This is a genomic window from Kribbella sp. NBC_00662 (assembly GCF_041430295.1).
Classification (GTDB): domain Bacteria; phylum Actinomycetota; class Actinomycetes; order Propionibacteriales; family Kribbellaceae; genus Kribbella.
In genome coordinates this window covers 3,552,296-3,569,007 of record NZ_CP109029.1, presented here as the reverse complement: position 1 = coordinate 3,569,007, position 16,712 = coordinate 3,552,296, and the positions used below count along the sequence as shown (strand labels likewise).

The following is a 16,712-nucleotide window of genomic DNA, read 5'->3' as shown; positions in this document are numbered from 1 at the left end:
CGGCGCGGCATTTGTCAGGCGAGAAGGTGGTAACGGGAGCGGGGCCAGGCCAGGAGGGCGTGGATTTGGGTTATGCCGGACTGCTGCAGCAACTCGACCGAGCCTTCGTCGAAGTGGTACAGGTTGGTGGCGGGGTCTCGGGTGGTGGTCCAGTTGTAGTTGGCGTAGGACTGCATCGCCTTGCGGTAGCGGGAGTCCGGGGCTACCGAGTCCAGGATCAGCAGGTTCTTGAACCAGATCGAGTTGAAGGCAGCGCCTTGTTTCGCGAGGATCTCCGGCGTGTTGTAGAACGCCAGCGACGCCGACGCGACCGACTTCGCATCGCGTAGGTACTTCGGGTTGCCGGTTGCCTTGAACAACAGAACCCCGGCGCCGAGCATCACGCCCTGGTTGTAGCTCCACTGGGTCTTCTCGACGTTGCCGGCCAGGTCGATGTGGTCCCAGTACAGGCCGTTCGGCGCGAGCATGCAGGTCTGCGCCCACGTGTACATCCGCTGCGCCCACGTCAGGTACGACTTGTCCCGCGTCAGCAGGTACAGATGCGCGCCGAGCTCCGCACCAGGTCCGTTCGACACCGTGTTGCGGTCCTGGCTCCACGGGGCCTGGGTCCAGTAGACGCCGCCGGCGCACGGGTGCGACGGATCGGTGTCCCAGCCGTGGACGACGAGCGCGAAGATGTCCTTCGCACGGGCGAGTGCAGCGCGGTCACCAGTCCGCTTGTACCGCTGGATCAGGTTCAGCCCGATCCACTCGTTGTCGTCGTAGAACTTGTCCCCGCCTTGACCGTTCGGCGGTCGCACGTACGAGTCGTACCCGGTCGGCGTCGTACCGGAGTTCCAGTAGAACTCGTACGCCGCGAGCCGCCGATCAGCCTCGGCCGAGCCCTGGCGACCAGCGCCGGGTATGCCGGCCAGGTCCTCGGCCGCGATCGCCGCCTGCGAGTACGGCCAGACGTACGAGTACGGGTTGGACTGTGTGTTCGGGTACTCCTCCAGCAGCAGTCCACCCTTGCCGGCGTCGAAGTACTTGTTGATCGCGTCGTACGACGCGTGCGCCCGAGCTGCGTTCGCGTCGGCTCCCGCGTCGGCCGTGGTCATGCTCAGCGACCCGAGAACGGTGACCGCGAGCATTCCCGCGGCCAGACGAGTTGATATACCAAATTTCCTGCGCATCGACCTGCTCCTCCTGGGCGGTGGCGGTTGACATCGATGTCACGTTCTAACCGGCGCACGGACACGGCGTCAATGGCTCAGCGACCAGGCTCTTCGACAACTGCGGTTGGCATATCAAGTGGACGAGCGGGGAAGCTGATCCAGCCGGACTTCAGATGCAGCCGGATCCGGACCTGGTCCGCGGTCAGCACCCGCTTCCCCTTCGACCCGACGGCCTCGATCGTCAGCGCCCGCCCGCCGCCCGGCCCGACGCCGCTGCGCTTCAGCACCCGCACGTACCGGATCGAGCCAACAGCGAAGACCGACTGCATGTCCGCCGCCGACCGCGTCACGCTCCACGACACGTTCGGGTTCCCGTTCTTCGGGTACGCGTCCCAGCTGTCCGCCTTCATCAGCTGGTACGGCACGTCCCCGGCCGCGGTCGCCCCGCCGTTCGACGACGAGAACTCGGCGATGATCGGCTTGCCCTTGTACAGCCGGATCTGCCCCGCTGTCGCCGCGATCGCGTTGTTCGTCGACGTCTCCTCCGAGTCGTACCCGCCGTACACCTGGCACGACGTCGTGTCGCACAGGTCATACGCCTTCGAAGTCGCGCGATCGCGATGGAAGACCGAATAGGTGCGCGCGGCAACAGCCTGCGCCTGCAACGCGGCCGGCTTCCAGCTGGACACGGCTTCCCGCGGTACGACGCCGCGCAGGTAGTACTCGAGCGGTACGACGTTCACCGTGTCCAGATGCGTACCGGAGACGTCGATCGCCCGCAGCGCACCGCGATACCGCCGTACGGCGCCGCTCGGCAGGACCAGCCCGATCACGGCAGGTCCCTCGAACTGCGCCATCCCCGTGAACGTCTTGTACAGCGTCCATTTCTTCGTCTTCGCGTCGTACGAGCTGAGCTTCGTCCCGTGCTCACCGTTCGGGTCGATCGACCACTGGTTCCGCGTGGATGCCTTGGGCAACACATAGACCTTGCCGGTGGCAAAGGATCTGACGCTGAGCTTGTTGACCGCGCCCACTCGCACGCCGTCGGTGGTGTCAGCGCTGACCCGGACGCGAATGCTGCCGGTCGCCTTGCCGACCGTCGTGCCCGGGTAGTAGAAGTCCAGGATCTGCTTGACCGACTTCCCGGCCAGCGCGGCACCCTGCGCGCCGTACTGCGAAAGCCCGCGGCCGTGCCCGAAGCCGCGGCCGTTGATCGTCGTGTCCGGCGCCGTTGCGGTCGGCACGAAATCGCGAGCCTGCGCGGTCGCGCTGATCACTGTGGACGACAGGACGACGGCCGCGATCGCACGCCCGGAAATCGGTACCGTTCTCATGAAGCTCTCCCGTACACAAGCTGGACCTGACGTGTGCGGCGGTCCCAGACGAGCCAGCCGCGCTGGAACTTCTGCCGGGAGCCGCCCGGCACGCGGTACGCCTCGGTGATCGGCAACCCGAGCCGTGCACTGCCGGCGCCGAGCCGCCGGAACCGGGTCCGGAACGCGCCCGCGGTCGAATGCGTGCCGCTGGCAACCGAGTAGAAGACGTCACGGGTGGCGAAGTACGTCGCCCAGCCGGTGCGGGTCCGGTGCTCGCCCCAGAACGGCTGGCCGATGGTGCGGAACCCGAGCTTGCGCGCGTACTGGTAGATCGGGGTCGAGAAACTACCGCTCATCAATGTGTTGACCCGTTGCTTCAGCCAACCAAGCTTGTTGTACAGCTGAGTCCCCGGGCACGCGGTCGCCTTGGTGTCGCGGTGGCCGGAGACGGTGTGCAGGCGACTGCCGTCGAGGGTGATCGTTGCCAACGGCGACCGATAGTTGGCGTCGAGCTTCCACGCGATCACACGGGCGGTCGACTCCAGCATCGCTGCCGGCGGAGTCGCCTGTTCGAAGTTGCCGATCAGCGCGACACCGAACGAATTCGAGTTGAACGCGGCCGTGTGTGCGCCGAGCACGGGCAACTGCGCACCGCCGTACCGGCCCTCGAAGACGCGACCGAAGCGGTCGACCAAGAAGTTGTACCCCAGGTCGCACCAGCCCCGGCTCTTCACGTGGTACGCGTACATCGTCCGCACCATCGCCGGGACCTGCGTACGCGTGTAGTCGTTGCGGTCCGCGGTGTGATGCACAAAGGCGGCCAGCACAGTGGTCGTGTACTTCGGACGCGCGCACGCAGCCCCGTTGTGGGTGCGGAGTCGCTCATCGGCGCCCCACCTCTTGCGGCTCACCATCAACGGCATCGGGTACGGCGCACGCGAGGCGGCCGGCTCGACCGATTGCGCGGACGGTTCATCGGCATCCGATGCAAGTACGCCCGGCTGGATCAGCACGACCTTAGCGCCGGCGATCGTCGTACCACTGTCGGTGACGGCGCTGGCCTGGACCCCGGTGGCATTGCCGACCCACAACGGTTCGGTGCCGGCGCGCTCAATTCCTTCAGGTACCAATGGATCTGGGCCGTGTTCGTCCTCGACCGATAACGATTCCCAGTCGGTCCACTTTCCGTCGCGTTCGACGCGGACCTTGGCCGTGACGTTCTGTGCGCCCTCCGGCCAGGTGACGGCGACCATACCAAACGGTTTGGTACGGGCCTGGATCGTCGGGCCGTCGAGCGGGATCTCCTGGTAGGAAGCGTCGGAATCGTTGTGCTGCAGGGGAATCAGGGTGGCCGCGGTCAGCACGAGTGGGAGTAGTCGGGCAGTCCTGCGCATGAGCCAGCCTTCCGGCGGTGTACGACGGGCGCTGGGCGGTGCCACCGATTATGCGCGGTTGGTGACCGTTTTCCCGGGATTGCGTCACCGTGCGTGGCGTGGGTGTCTTGAGGGATTCGGTAGGCTCTGCGTAAAGCCCCCGAGAGAGGCCCGACATGGACTACATCCTGATCATCGCTGTCGTGGTGATCGCGGTTCTGGCATATCGCTCGTACCGTCGGACCCAGCTGCAGAACAAGAAGAAGCACGAGATCACGGCCGCCGAGCTGGAGTCGGTGAAGCGCACTGCCGACGAAGACATCACCCGCTTCGGCGAGGAGCTGCAGGACCTCGACCTGGAGATGGTCGGCAAGGACCTGGGCGAGGGTGCCCGGCAGGACTACCAGCGCGCGCTCGACTCCTACGAGTCCGCCAAGCAGGCGATCGGCCAGGTCACCCAGGCCGACCAGATCAAGCACGTGGTCGAGATCCTCGAGGACGGCCGGTACGCCGCGGCCTGCGTCAAGGCCCGGGTGAACGACCAGCCGCTGCCGCAGCGGCGGCCGGCGTGTTTCTTCAACCCGCAGCACGGCCCGTCCGTGGTCGACGTGATGTGGTCGCCGCCGGGCGGCGCGCCGCGTGAGGTGCCGGCCTGTGCGGCCGACGCCGAGCGGGTCCGCGCCGGCGCCGAGCCGGACGTCCGCAAGGTCATGGTCGGCCCGCAGCGAGTGCCGTACTGGGAGGCCGGCCCGGCCTACTCGCCGTACGCGCAGGGTCTGTTCGGCGGTGTCGGCGGGGTGCTGACCGGTATGTTCATCGGCACCGCGCTCGGCGGCATGTTCGCCGGCGGTGGCTACGGTGACTACGCAGCCGGTTACGAGGACGGCCAGTCCGACGGCGGCGACGGCGGCGGAGATGGTGGCGACGGCGGAGGCGGCGACGGCGGGGGCGACTTCAACCCGTTCGACGGCGGCGGGGACGGCGGCGGCTTCGACTTCGGCGGCGGAGACTTCGGCGGCGACTTCTGAACCACACAGGGCCCCGGTGACCATCAGGTCACCGGGGCCCTGTCACGTCAGTTTTCTCACTCGCCGAAGAGGGACGGAGTGCCTTCGGCGGTATGCAGGTAGTAGACCGGGTCCTTGAAGGTGCCGGGGACCTTGCCCAGACCCTGGATGACGGTGGCGGCGCCGTTGGCGTGGCCGACGGCGTACAGATACGCCGAACCGCTGTCCTTGTCGATTGCCGTGAGCAACGTGCTCTGGGTGCCGCACTTCTCCGCGACCAGGAAGTCGAAGTTCTGCCAGGTGGACGTGCGGACCTTCTTGACCGTGGGCGCCGCGGTGCCGGTCGGGATGTGGATCGTGTACAGCGCGCCGCCGTTCGTGACCGCGAGGAAGGTGTCGTAGGTCTGCGTCTCGCTGATCAGCGTCATCGTCTTGACCGCCGAGTAGCCCGGGTAGCGGGTGACCTGCTTGTTCGCGAACCGGTACAGCACGCCGTCGCCACGCAGCCGGTAGTCCGCACCGCGCACGGTCTTGCCCCAGTAGAACGACGACTCGATCGCCTTGTAGCCCTGGTACCCGACGCCCTCTGACTTCAGGCTGCTCGTCGGCTTACCGGTCGAGTCGTGGCCGTACTCGCCGTAGTACAGCGTGCCGTTCACCACGACCTCGCCGTACGTCGTGTCCTCGCCCGCGACTCCGATCGTGGTGGTCCAGGTCGACGCGATCTTCGCGAGCCCCGGAGCGAACAGGTGCGGGCCGGCCCCGCGCGTGGACTTGATCGGCGACGACGCCGTGACGCCGGTGTTGGCGATGTCCCCGGCGGCCGTGATCGAGCCGACGGACATGGTGCAGGCTCCGGCCGCCGCAGTGGTGTTCGCGGCGGCCGGAGCCGTAGTCATCGTTGCGGTGGCCAGGCCGCCGAGCAGAGCGGCGGCCGCGGCCACGGCGGAGGCGCGTTTGGAGGTAAGTGTCTTCACACTCTTCCCGATACCGCCTCCGCCGCCGAAGTTGCGTTATCTGGTGATCTTGATCGGGACGGACAGGGCGGTCGGAGCCGAGGCCGGGCCGAGCAGGAGCTCGCCGTTGTAGCTCTGGCCGGGTGTCATCGCCTTGTTGTAGTCGACGTGCAGGGTGACCGGCGTACCGGCCGGGACCGGACCGGTCGGCACACCGCTGACGGTCAGGTCGTTGCCCTGGATCGCGTTCACGTTCAGGGTGAACGCCGGCGTACCGGAGACCGAGAAGCCGTGTACCCAGATCTGGTAGTTGCCGTCGGGCGGGTTGACCAGATCGACCGCTTCGTTGGCCGTACCGCCGGCCGACGAGGCAACGATCTCGGACGGCGAGAACACGCCGTCGTTGTTGGCGTCCCGGACGACGTACAGGTCCAGGTCGTTGCTGTCGAGTGCCGTGCTGACGCTGAGCCGCGAGGCGTGCGACAGCGTGATGTTCTTCTTCACGCTCGACGTCGACGGGTCGTCCGGGTTGTCCTGATGTGCCGTCTCGGTCGTCGTACTCGGCTGGCTCAGACCGAAGGCCTCCGCCTTCAGCCCGTCCAGCGGCACGCTCGAGTCGAACGTCACGTCGAACCCGCCGGTGTCACCGGTCGCGGTCTGCACCACCGAGGACGGCGTCACCGACGCACTCCCCAGCTGGACCTTGAACGGCGTGTTGAACTTGTCGCCCTGCCAGCTGACCTGGTGCAGTGCGAGCGCCTGCAGCCCCTCCTGCGCCGGTGCCGTGACCACATCGGCCGGCCCACCGGTCGCGGTGTTGAACAGCCAGGCACCGGTCCGGACGTTGGTGTTCGGACTCTTCCCGACCGTGTCGATCGTGTACGGCGCGCCGTACACGGAATCCGGCTCGAGCTGGAAGTGGTTCACCGATCTGCCCATGATCAGCGTGTCGAGATCGGTGTACGGCCCCGAATCCTCCCAACTCGTGTTGGCCAGGAACTTCGTGCCCTCCGCCGGTGTCTTCGGTACGTCGAGATAGAAGAACCGCCAGTCCCCGGACTCGGCCCGCCAGGTCCAGTCGTTCGCACCGAACACCGTGCCGTTGTTGTACGTCAGGTTCCGTTGCGCCTGGGCCACGTCGTCACCGCCGAAGTTGATCGCCCCGGTGATCTTGCCGCTCGCGTCCTGCGTCGCGGTCGCGGCGACCGCCACGGACACCGGCACGACCATCGAGTCCGAGCCGCGCTGCAGCACGACGGCACCGGAGTACATGCCGTACGGCGCGTTGCTCGGCACCTTGATCGACGCGGTGAACGAGCCGTTCGCGGTGTGCGGCGTGGTGACCCACTTCCAGTCGGTGTTCTGGTACCAGTCGATCGACACCTTGAAGTCGGTGACCGGGATCTTCGCGTTCTTCGCCGAGTGCTGCAGACCGAGGAACAGACCGTCGGCCATCCGCTTCGCGGGATCGGCGACGTACGACTGCAGTGCGTTCGAGCCGGCCCGGTGGTACATGAAGCGGCTGTACTCGCCCTGCTCGATCTCCGACTTGGCGAAGTCCAGGTCGAGGAAGCCGTCGATGTTCGAGCTGGTCGTCTTGTCGGTGTGGTTGACGACGCCGTTGTGGTTCTTGTCCGTCCACAGCTTGCCGTCGTGGTTGACGTCGGTCCAGTTGTACGTGAGCAGCCGCCACGCCTGGTCCTCGGTCAGGTCGTTGTTGCCGTCGAACTCGCTCCGCGGATACTCGAGTTTGACCACCATCAGATCCGCGTTGCGATGCTGTTTGACCTGTTTCGTCAGGTCTATCAGGTAGTCCGGCGCGTTGAAGTTGCCCGTACTCTCCTGACTCAGATCCTTGCTGCTGAACGACAGTGTGTCGGTGTCGGTGCGGACCAACTGCCGGTCGCTGACCTGCCAGGCCCCACCACCGTTGATGTTGAATTTCTGGGTGTCCGTGCCACCGGGCGAGATGATGTTCGCGAAGACCGGGTACTCCGTGCCGCGGTAGTCACCCACCCGCCATTCCGTCGGTGACACCGTCGCGCGCCGGCCGAGCGCACTGGCCACGGCCTTGCCCGCGTCGATCGAGCCGGAGCCCTGGACGTTGGCGTCGTACCCGAGGTCCTTCGCCGACGACTTCAGGATGTCCTGCGCGGTCGAGTAGAAGCCGGCCGGTACGGCGCCGTGGTGCGCCTTCTCGTACGCCTGGTAGACCAGCGCCGTCGCACCGGCGGCAACCGGGGTCGAGCGACTCGTGCCACCCCAGGTGACCCACGCGTTCCGGCCGTCGAGGATGGTGTTCAGGGTCGCGTCACCCGGCGCATAGGCGCCATCGGCAACTACATCGACGCCGTTGGTCGCGTTCGCGCCGAAGCCGCGGTTCGACCACACCATCACATCGTTGTCGGTGATCTGACTGGTCCGCACGATCGAGTCCCAGCCGGTGCCGCCGAACTGCGTGGACGCCCCGACCTCGATCGCGGTCGACGGCGCGGCGGCGGTCGCCGTACCGAAGCCCGGTGCGCCGTTGCCGGTGGAGAACAGGGCTGTGGTCTTGAAGCCGTCATGGATCACGTCGGCTTCCTGGCTCGCGGCGTCCCAGCCGTCGTTGTCGGTGGTCGACTCGCCGTACGAGTTGGACGTGACGTCGACGCCCTTGCGGGTGGACAGCAGGTACCCGAACTGGGTGGAGAAGTCGAAGCCCATGTAGATGTCGCCGAACGGCGCCAGCTTGGCCTTCGGCGCGCCGCCGAGCACGGCACCGGCGTACTTGCCGCCGGGGAGGTCCTTGAACGTCGGCGCCTTCCCGTTGATCACCGCCTGGCCGACGATGTTCGACGCGGTGAGCGTTCCGTGGCCCTCGATCGCCGGGTCGAAGTCACCGGTCCACGCGAGCAGCTGACCGGAGCCGTACGACGTGTCGTCGACGCCGAACATGTCCAGGCCGCCCGGGATCGGGGTCTTGCCGTCGGAGATGTAGTAGAGCAGGCCGCCGGACAGGTCGGTGTAGCCGTCGCCGTTCATGTCGCGGTACGACGCCGGCGACGACTTGCTCACCGGCTTCTCGTCGGCGAACGAGTAGTCGTCGTCGAGGTCGACGTACACGGTGTCGTAGACGCCGGCCTTGTGCGGGTCGGTGACCAGGAAGCCCGGGCGCTCGCCGTACAGCTGGAGCAGGTGGTCGTCCGGGTGGCTGCCGAGCATGACCTTGCCGGACTTGCTCCACTTGGCCGGGAAGCTGTAGGTGTGCTGCTTGGTGCCGGTCGGAGCGCTGAAGTTGCGCGACGGTCCGGTCTTCGTCGCGAAGTCGACGGAACAGGTCGCGCCGGTCTTCGTGCAGGTGGCCGCGGTGGTCTTCGTGAACCAGGACAGACCCTGGTCGACCTGGTCGGGTGCCGAGAGCCACTGAAGAGTGCCGTACGGGTCGAAGGCCTTCGGCCAGCCGTTCCAGCCCGCCTTGTCGCCGGTCTGGCCGGTCCAGGTCTGCCAGGTGTTGACCAGGTCGGGGTGACCCCAGTCGGTGCCACCGTCCAGTACGCCGACGGTCACGCCTTGGCCGGCGAAGCCCGCGTTCCAGGCGCCGGTGAAGTTGTGCGTCTTGGCGTCGAGGAGGTTCTGCTTGCGGAGCTTGTCGAAGTTCGAGCCGCGCAGCGGCGGAGCCTGGTCGTACGGCACGTCGTCGGACTTGACCTTGGCCAGCGCCGCCTTCAGCTCGGCCGCGGTCGGCGCCTGGTGCAGGCTCGGATCGGGGTCGGACAGCGGCTGTCCGGTGCGGGCCAGCTCGACCGGCTGGACGGAGACCACCCCCGGTACGGCGGCCAGCTTCGGCAGCGCCTGCACCGGGATCGAGCCCATCACCAGCGCGGCGTCCCCGGACTTCGCCACATGGGCGTTGCCGAGCACCTGCTGGGCCTTGGCGGAATCGCCCTGCACGGTGGCGAACACGGCCACCGGGGCGGTGTCACCCTTCTTGACCTTGGCCTCGAGCTTCGGGTCGAGTTTCGCCGAGGCGGCGTCGGTCGCCGACTGGACCTGCATCGCACCCGGCCCCTGCCCGGGCGGCGAATGGTCCTGGGTCGCGGCGTGTACCGGTGCCGACATCGACGCGACGATCAGACCGGTCAGGCCGACGAGCGCAGCAGAGTACCTCAGGCGACGTCTCATACTTTCCCCTCCGCAGTGGAGCGGCTCCCCCGAGCCAGGCCGCGGGCTCAACAAACGGAGGGTAAGCCGCCCGTCGCCCATCCGGTAGCGATCGGCGGAGACGTCTTGATTGGTTGCCGCGCACAACGGTAACTATTCGTGCCCAATGGATTCCCGGGCCCGGATTCTTGCCGAAATCACGCCGTTCTGCCGATTACGCTGAGTGCTCGACGGGAGTGCAGGTTTTCCCGCAACTTTTCCGCGCGGACCGGAGTACCGTCGGGAAGATGCATGAGCTCGCCATCACGGAGAGCATCGTCGATGCGATCGTCGAGAAGATCGGCGACGGACCGGTGGCAGCCGTCCGGCTCGAGATCGGGCGGTTGTCCGGCGTGGTGACCGACTCGATCCGGTTCTGCTTCGAGATCGTGGCCGGCGGGACCGGGCTGGAGGGCGCCCGGCTGGACATCGACGAGCCGCCGGGGCGGGCGTACTGTCGGGACTGCGGGCGGGAGTTCACACTCGAGGATCCGATCATGCTGTGCGACTGCGGCAGCGCCGATCTCGACGTCCTGGCCGGCCGCGAACTGCGGATCATCTCGGTGGAGGTGCGTTGACATGTGCAGCACCTGTGGATGCGGCGGCGAGGACAGCACCACCCGCGTGACGCTGGTCGACGAGCACGAGCACCATCACGACCATCCACATCCGCATCCACACGAGCACGCCCACGAGAGCCGGACCGTGCTCCTCGAACAGGACATCCTGGCGAAGAACGACCTGCTCGCCGCGGCCACCCGGCACCGGCTGGCCGAGCACGCGATCACCGCGATCAACCTGATGAGCTCACCGGGTTCCGGCAAGACCACGCTGCTCGAACGCACGATCACCGACCTCGGCGACCGCCGCGAGACCCTGGTGATCGAAGGCGATCAGGAGACCTGGCTGGACGCCCAGCGGATCCGGTCCACCGGCAGCAAGGTCGTCCAGATCAACACCGGCGCCGGGTGCCACCTGGACGCCGAGATGATGGACCGCGGCCTGGCCGAACTCGCCCCGCCCGACGGCTCGCTGGTCTTCGTCGAGAACGTCGGCAACCTGGTCTGCCCGGCCCTGTTCGACCTCGGCGAGGCGGCCCGGGTGGTGATCATCTCGGTCACCGAGGGCGCGGACAAACCGGCGAAGTACCCCTACATGTTCCGCACCGCCGACCTCGTCCTGCTGAACAAGATCGACCTGCTCCCGTACGTCGACTTCGACGTCGACCTGTGTCTCGAGCTGATCCACCGGGTCAAGCCGGACGTCGAGATGCTGCCCGTCTCCGCCACCCGCGGCGACGGGCTCGACGCCTGGCACGAGTGGCTCGCTAACAGATCCGCGGCAACTGCTCTCCGATAGGCGTGTCCACGACCCGGGTGGCGCCGAACGCCGTCCGGGTCACGACCATGCCGGGATGCGCCTCCACGCATTCACCGATGATCTCGGCGTCCGCACCGAGCGGATCCGCGCGCATCGCCGCGAGTACGGCGTCCGCGTCGTCGCGACCCACGATCGCGAGCAGCTTGCCCTCGTTGGCGACGTACAGCGGATCGAGCCCGAGGAACGAGCAGGCGTTCGCGACGGTCTCCGGCACCGGTAGGGCGCTCTCGGTCAGCTCGATGCCGACCCCGGCCGACTTGGCGATCTCGTTCAACGAGGTGGCGACGCCGCCGCGGGTCGGATCGCGTAGTACATGCAGGTCGGGGCAGACCGCGAGCATCGCCGCGACCAGACCGTTCAGCGGCGCGCAGTCGCTGACCACCTCAGTGCCGAACGAGATGCCCTCCCGCACGCTCATGATCGCGATCCCGTGCACGCCGATCTGACCGCTGACGATCACGACATCACCCGGTGCGGCACGCTGCGGGCGGATGTCGACGCCGGCCGGGACCAGCCCGACGCCGGCGGTGTTGATGTACACGCCGTCGCCGTGCCCCGCATCGACGACCTTGGTGTCGCCGGTCGCGACCGTCACCCCGGCCGTCCGGGCCGCGTCCCCGAGGTCCGCCGCGATCCGGCCGACCACGGACAACTCGACGCCCTCCTCCAGGATGAACCCGCAGGACAGGTACGCCGCCTGGGCGCCGCTCATCGCGAGATCGTTGACCGTCCCGTTCACGGCCAGATGCCCGATACTGCCGCCGGGGAAGAACAACGGCTGGACGACGAACGAGTCGGTCGAGAACGCCAGCCGTGCGTCCCCGAGGGTGAACACCGCTGAGTCGGTCAGACCGTCCAGCACCGGGTTCGCGAACGCGGGCACGAACAGGTGCTCGATCAGCTCGGCCGACATCTGTCCGCCGCCCCCGTGCCCCATCACGACGTTCGGGTGATCCCGTAACGGCATCGGGCACGTCCAGCCGTCGAAGTCGGGCGCCATGACCTGCTCAGCCACCGCTCGTCACCACCTCGACGGGGGTCTGCAGCCGGCGGTAGAGGTAGTACGCCGCACACGCGCCCTCGCTCGACACCATCGTGGCCCCGAGCGGGTTGCGCGGCGTACACAGTGTCCCGAACGCGGAGCACTCGTGCGGCTTGATCAATCCCTGCAGTACTTCGCCGCTGCGGCACACCGTCGACTCCTGCGTCGCGATGTCGCGGACCTGGAAGCGGTACTCCGCGTCGTACTCGCGGTACCGCTCGGACAGCCGCCAGCCGCTCTGCGGGATCATCCCGATCCCCCGCCAGGCCCGGTCGGTGGTCTCGAACACGTCGGCCAGCATCGCGATCGCGGCCGGGTTGCCCTCGTCGCGGACCGCCCGCTGGTACGCGTTCTCGACCACGTGCTCGCCCTTCTCGAGCTGCGTGACCGTGCGCAGGATCCCGGCCAGGATGTCCAGCGGCTCGAACCCGGTGACCACGATCGGTACGCCGTACTTGTCCGCGAGCGGCGGATACTCCGTCGTACCCATCACGCTGCAGACATGGCCGGCGGCGAGGAAGCCCTGCACCCGGCAACTGGGCGACTGCATGATCGCCTCGATCGCCGGCGGCACCCGGACGTGCGAGACGAGCAGGCTGAAGTTCGGGATGCCGAGCTTCTTGGCCTGGTAGACGGTCATCGCGTTCGGCGGCGCGGTGGTCTCGAAACCGATGCCGAAGAAGACGACCTGCTTGTCCGGGTTCTGCTGCGCCAGCCGGAGCGCGTCCAGCGGCGAGTAGACCACGCGGACGTCACCGCCCTGGCTCTTGATCCGGAACAGGTCGCGACCGCTGCCGGGCACCCGCAGCATGTCGCCGAACGAGCAGAAGATCACGTCGGGCTGGGCGGCGATCTCGAGCGCCTTGTCGATGATCTCCAGCGGCGTCACGCAGACCGGGCAGCCGGGACCGTGGATCATCTCGACACCGTCCGGCAGCAACTGGTCGATACCGTGCCGGACGATCGTGTGCGTCTGCCCGCCACAGACCTCCATCATCGCCCACGGTTGCGTCGCGGTCGCGTGGATCTGGTCGACCAGCCTGCGGGCCAGCACCGGGTCGCTGAACTCGTCGAGGTACTTCATCGATCCACCTCCCACTCAGTGCCGGGCGGTCGGCGTTCACCGGCCTGCCGAGCGGCCAGGCCCCACTGGTCGCCGAACTCCTCCTCGAGCGCACCGAGCTTGCGGTACAGAGCGAGCGACTGCATCGCGGACTCCTCGTCCAGGCGCTGCAACGCGAAGCCGACGTGCACGATGGTGTACTCACCGACCTGCAGATCCGGCAGGTACTCCAGGCAGACCTCCTTCAGCACGCCGCCGAAGTCCACCTGCCCCATCCGGGTGCCGTCCTGCTCCCGGATCTCCACGACCTTCCCCGGCACGGCCAGACACATGATGTTCCCCTCCCCTACCGGACCCGTGCCGCGACGGCCAATTGCCCGAGGGCGAGCCCGGCGTCCGTCGGCGGTACCCGGCGATGCCGAAGTACGGCGAACCCGGCGTCGGTCAACGCCGAGGTAGTTGCTGATAGCAATATCTTGTTGACGAACACGCCGCCGGACAGGCCGACGGTGGTCAGTCCTCCGGCGGCGCGGATCCGTTCGGCCAGCGTCACCATCAGTTCGGTCAGACCGCGATGGAACCGGGCGCTGATCACCCTCGGCGCCACCCCGGCCAGCACGTCCCGCACGACCGCGGCGAGCATCGGCGCCGGATCGATCTCCGTCCCCGTGATCCCGAACTCGTAAGCACCGAGCCCTTGATCCGGCGAGGCCAGCCCTTCCAGCTCGATCGCCGCCTGCGCCTCGTAACCGGCCCGGTGGCACACCCCGGCCAGCGACGACACCGCGTCGAACAATCTGCCCATGCTGGACGTCGGCGCACACGCGATCTCCTTGTCCAGTTGGGCTCTGAGCAGGTCCAGTTCCGCGCCGCGGCAGGCCCGCACCGACGGCAGGCGCGGATCCCAGCGCAGTCCCGCGGCTCGTAGATGCGACAACGCCATCCGGCACGGATTGTGTACGCCGGCATCGCCGCCCGGCAGCGGCACGTACTTCAGATGCGCGTACCGCTCGAACCCGTCGTACCCGGCCAGCAGCACCTCCCCACCCCAGACCGCGCCGTCGTCGCCGTACCCGGTCCCGTCGAAGGCGAACCCGATGATCTCGCCCTGGTACCGATGCTCGGCCATCACCGACGCGAGGTGTGCATGATGATGCTGTACGCCGATCACCGGCCGCCCGCGCGCATTCAGCTGGGCCCAGTGCCGCGAGCGGTACGACGGATGCTTGTCCGTCACGAGCACCTCCGGACGGACCCCGGTCAGCTCCTCCAGGTGCTTCTCCGCCCGATCGAAGGCCTGCAGCGTCGCCAGGTCGTCCATGTCGCCGACATGTGCCGAGAGCCAGGCATAGAGCCCGTCGCCGAGGCAGAACGTGTTCTTCAGATCGCCGCCGACGGCCAGTGCCGGCCGGACCGGGACGGGCAGGTCGACGGGGAACGGCGCGTACCCGCGAGACCGCCGTACCGGCAGCTCCGTCCCGTCGACGATCCGTACGACGGAGTCGTCGCACGGCACATGGATCGGACGGTCGTGGTCGAGCCAGGCGTCGGCCAGCCCGGCGAGCCGGGTCATCGCCTCGTCGTCGGTCGTCGCGATCGGCTCGCCGGACAGGTTGCCGCTCGTCATCACCAGCACGCAGGGACCGGGCTGGTCGAACAACAACTGGTGCAGCGCCGTGTACGGCAGCATCACGCCGAGGTCAGGGTTGCCGGGGGCAACGGCTTCGGCGACGGCCGCACCCGGCCGGCGCCGGAGCAGCACGATCGGATGCCGGCTGCCGGTGAGCAACTCCTCCTCGTCGGCGTCGACCGCGACGATCCGCCGGGCCGCGTCGAGATCGGCGGCCATCACCGCGAACGGCTTGTCACCGCGGTCCTTGCGTTTGCGCAACGTGGTCACCGCCGCCTGGTCGCCGGCGTCGCAGACCAGATGGAAGCCACCGATCCCCTTGACCGCGAGGATCGCCCCGTCGACCAGCAGGGCATGCGCCGCCGCCAACGCGTCCTCGTCGTACTCCGGCTCCAGGCCCGGCTGCACGAGCCGCAGTCGCGGGCCGCAGGCGGGGCAGGCGATCGGCTGCGCATGGAACCTGCGGTCGGCGGGATCGGCGTACTCGCGGGCGCAGTCGGGACAGAGCGGGAACCCGGCCATCGTCGTCGCGGGGCGGTCGTAGGGCAGATCGGTGATGATCGTGAAGCGCGGACCGCAGTTGGTGCAGCTGATGAACGGATGCCGATAGCGACGGTCGGACGGATCGGCGAACTCGGCCAGGCAGTCCGCGCAGGTCGCCACATCCGGTGAGACCAGCGTCCGGCCCGGGCCTGCTGTCGAGTCGAGGATGATGAACTCGGTACCGCCGACCACCGGGAGCCGCTCGGTGCTCACCCCCGAGACCACGGCGAGCGGCGGCGCGTCGGTCCGGACGCGATCCGCGAACGCGGTCACCGCGGCGACCGGCCCCTCGACGTCGGCGACCACACCGGCCGTGGTGTTGCCGACCTGGCCGGACAGGCCGAGCTCCCGGGCCAGCGCGTAGGCGAACGGACGGAACCCGACGCCCTGGACGACGCCGGTGACCTGCACGCGGCTGCGGACCCGTTCCGGTTCGTTCGTGATGCTCACCCCGGTGGGGGAAAGAAATGGCGAGTTCCGCGATCAACGGACAATTCGCACACTAAACCCGGCACCGGCCGCAGGCCAGAGATCATGGACCGAAGATCTCGTGCACCCGGCGGAGATCCCGCATCCGCGGCTCGGTGTCACCGCGCAGCCACCGGCTGATCGTCCGCACCGACACCCCGATCCGCTGCGCGGCCGCCTCCTGGGACAGCCCCTGACCACGCAGTACGCCGTTCAGCCAGTCGGCGAACGGCTCGGCCGCGGGCTGCACCCGGTGGATCCCGGCGCCGTGCAGGACCTCGACCTCCACGCCGTCGGGGAAGATCCGCACCATCACATCGAAGACGCCGTCCTTGCCGGCAGCAGCCAGCAGCGCCGTGGTGATGGCCTGGTAGAGGGCCTGTCGCTCCTCGGTCTCGAGGGTGATCGGCTCGAGCGCGTCGCGGACGAACTGTTCGGCGTCCGGCAGCGATCCCGGCCGGGCCGGGAAGACCTGTGAGGCCACGACCACGGGCGAGACGAACACCTCGCGACCGGGATCGTCGTCCATGGCCCGAGAATATCGGCGGAAGACCGGTAAAAACGCTGCTCCGGATTGTCCTGGAATCGCCGATTCCCG

General features: G+C 68.0%; 13 protein-coding genes. 3 read left to right on the top strand and 10 right to left on the bottom strand.

Translation table 11 applies throughout. The annotated features are described in order from the left end of the window. Positions 1-14: 14 nt before the first annotated feature. From OHA10_RS18005 to OHA10_RS17995, 3 genes are all read right to left on the bottom strand, one after another. On the bottom strand, positions 15-1,097 hold the full coding sequence (locus tag OHA10_RS18005; RefSeq protein ID WP_371407368.1) for a glycoside hydrolase family 76 protein: 1,083 nt from the start codon (positions 1,095-1,097) through the stop codon (positions 15-17). Between the two features lie 152 nt (positions 1,098-1,249). After that, on the bottom strand, positions 1,250-2,488 hold the full coding sequence (locus tag OHA10_RS18000; protein ID WP_371407367.1) for a SpoIID/LytB domain-containing protein: 1,239 nt from the start codon (positions 2,486-2,488) through the stop codon (positions 1,250-1,252). Continuing rightward, complete coding sequence (locus tag OHA10_RS17995) at positions 2,485-3,864, bottom strand: N-acetylmuramoyl-L-alanine amidase (RefSeq protein ID WP_371407366.1); 1,380 nt, start codon at positions 3,862-3,864, stop codon at positions 2,485-2,487. The genes OHA10_RS18000 and OHA10_RS17995 overlap by 4 nt, the downstream gene beginning before the upstream one ends. Before the next feature lie 155 nt (positions 3,865-4,019). Here OHA10_RS17995 and OHA10_RS17990 point away from each other — a divergent pair, with 155 nt between their 5' ends. Then, entirely contained in the window at positions 4,020-4,871 is an 852-nt protein-coding gene (locus tag OHA10_RS17990; RefSeq protein ID WP_371407364.1) for a hypothetical protein, read from the top strand. Positions 4,872-4,927: 56 nt separating this feature from the next. Here OHA10_RS17990 and OHA10_RS17985 read toward each other — a convergent pair whose 3' ends face one another. Both OHA10_RS17985 and OHA10_RS17980 read right to left on the bottom strand, forming a co-directional pair. Beyond that, positions 4,928-5,827, bottom strand: coding sequence for a hypothetical protein (locus OHA10_RS17985; RefSeq protein WP_371407363.1), 900 nt, complete (start codon positions 5,825-5,827; stop codon positions 4,928-4,930). A gap of 36 nt (positions 5,828-5,863) precedes the next feature. Then, a complete protein-coding gene (locus OHA10_RS17980) occupies positions 5,864-9,970 on the bottom strand; it encodes a S8 family serine peptidase (RefSeq protein ID WP_371407362.1) in 4,107 nt (1,368 codons plus the stop codon). A 266-nt stretch (positions 9,971-10,236) separates the two neighbouring features. Here OHA10_RS17980 and OHA10_RS17975 point away from each other — a divergent pair, with 266 nt between their 5' ends. Then, positions 10,237-10,566, top strand: a complete 330-nt coding sequence (locus OHA10_RS17975; RefSeq protein ID WP_137252851.1) for a hydrogenase maturation nickel metallochaperone HypA — start codon at positions 10,237-10,239, stop codon at positions 10,564-10,566. Position 10,567: 1 nt separating this feature from the next. Beyond that, positions 10,568-11,347 carry a hydrogenase nickel incorporation protein HypB gene (hypB, locus tag OHA10_RS17970; RefSeq protein WP_371407361.1) on the top strand — a complete coding sequence of 260 codons (780 nt, stop codon included), beginning with the start codon at positions 10,568-10,570 and terminating at the stop codon, positions 11,345-11,347. On the opposite strand, the gene hypE is transcribed toward hypB, so the two are convergent. From hypE to OHA10_RS17945, 5 genes are all read right to left on the bottom strand, one after another. Beyond that, positions 11,316-12,383 carry a hydrogenase expression/formation protein HypE gene (gene hypE / locus OHA10_RS17965; protein WP_371407360.1) on the bottom strand — a complete coding sequence of 356 codons (1,068 nt, stop codon included), beginning with the start codon at positions 12,381-12,383 and terminating at the stop codon, positions 11,316-11,318. The two genes, hypB and hypE, sit on opposite strands and share 32 nt — an antisense overlap. Then, positions 12,376-13,494, bottom strand: a complete 1,119-nt coding sequence (hypD, locus tag OHA10_RS17960) for a hydrogenase formation protein HypD (protein WP_371407359.1) — start codon at positions 13,492-13,494, stop codon at positions 12,376-12,378. The genes hypE and hypD overlap by 8 nt, the downstream gene beginning before the upstream one ends. Next, positions 13,491-13,805: a HypC/HybG/HupF family hydrogenase formation chaperone gene (locus OHA10_RS17955; protein WP_371407358.1), complete on the bottom strand. Its 315-nt coding sequence runs from the start codon at positions 13,803-13,805 to the stop codon at positions 13,491-13,493. The genes hypD and OHA10_RS17955 overlap by 4 nt, the downstream gene beginning before the upstream one ends. Before the next feature lie 14 nt (positions 13,806-13,819). Then, positions 13,820-16,096, bottom strand: a complete 2,277-nt coding sequence (gene hypF, locus OHA10_RS17950) for a carbamoyltransferase HypF (RefSeq protein WP_371407357.1) — start codon at positions 16,094-16,096, stop codon at positions 13,820-13,822. Positions 16,097-16,178: 82 nt separating this feature from the next. After that, on the bottom strand, positions 16,179-16,643 hold the full coding sequence (locus OHA10_RS17945; RefSeq protein WP_371407356.1) for a helix-turn-helix domain-containing protein: 465 nt from the start codon (positions 16,641-16,643) through the stop codon (positions 16,179-16,181). Positions 16,644-16,712: the final 69 nt, after the last annotated feature.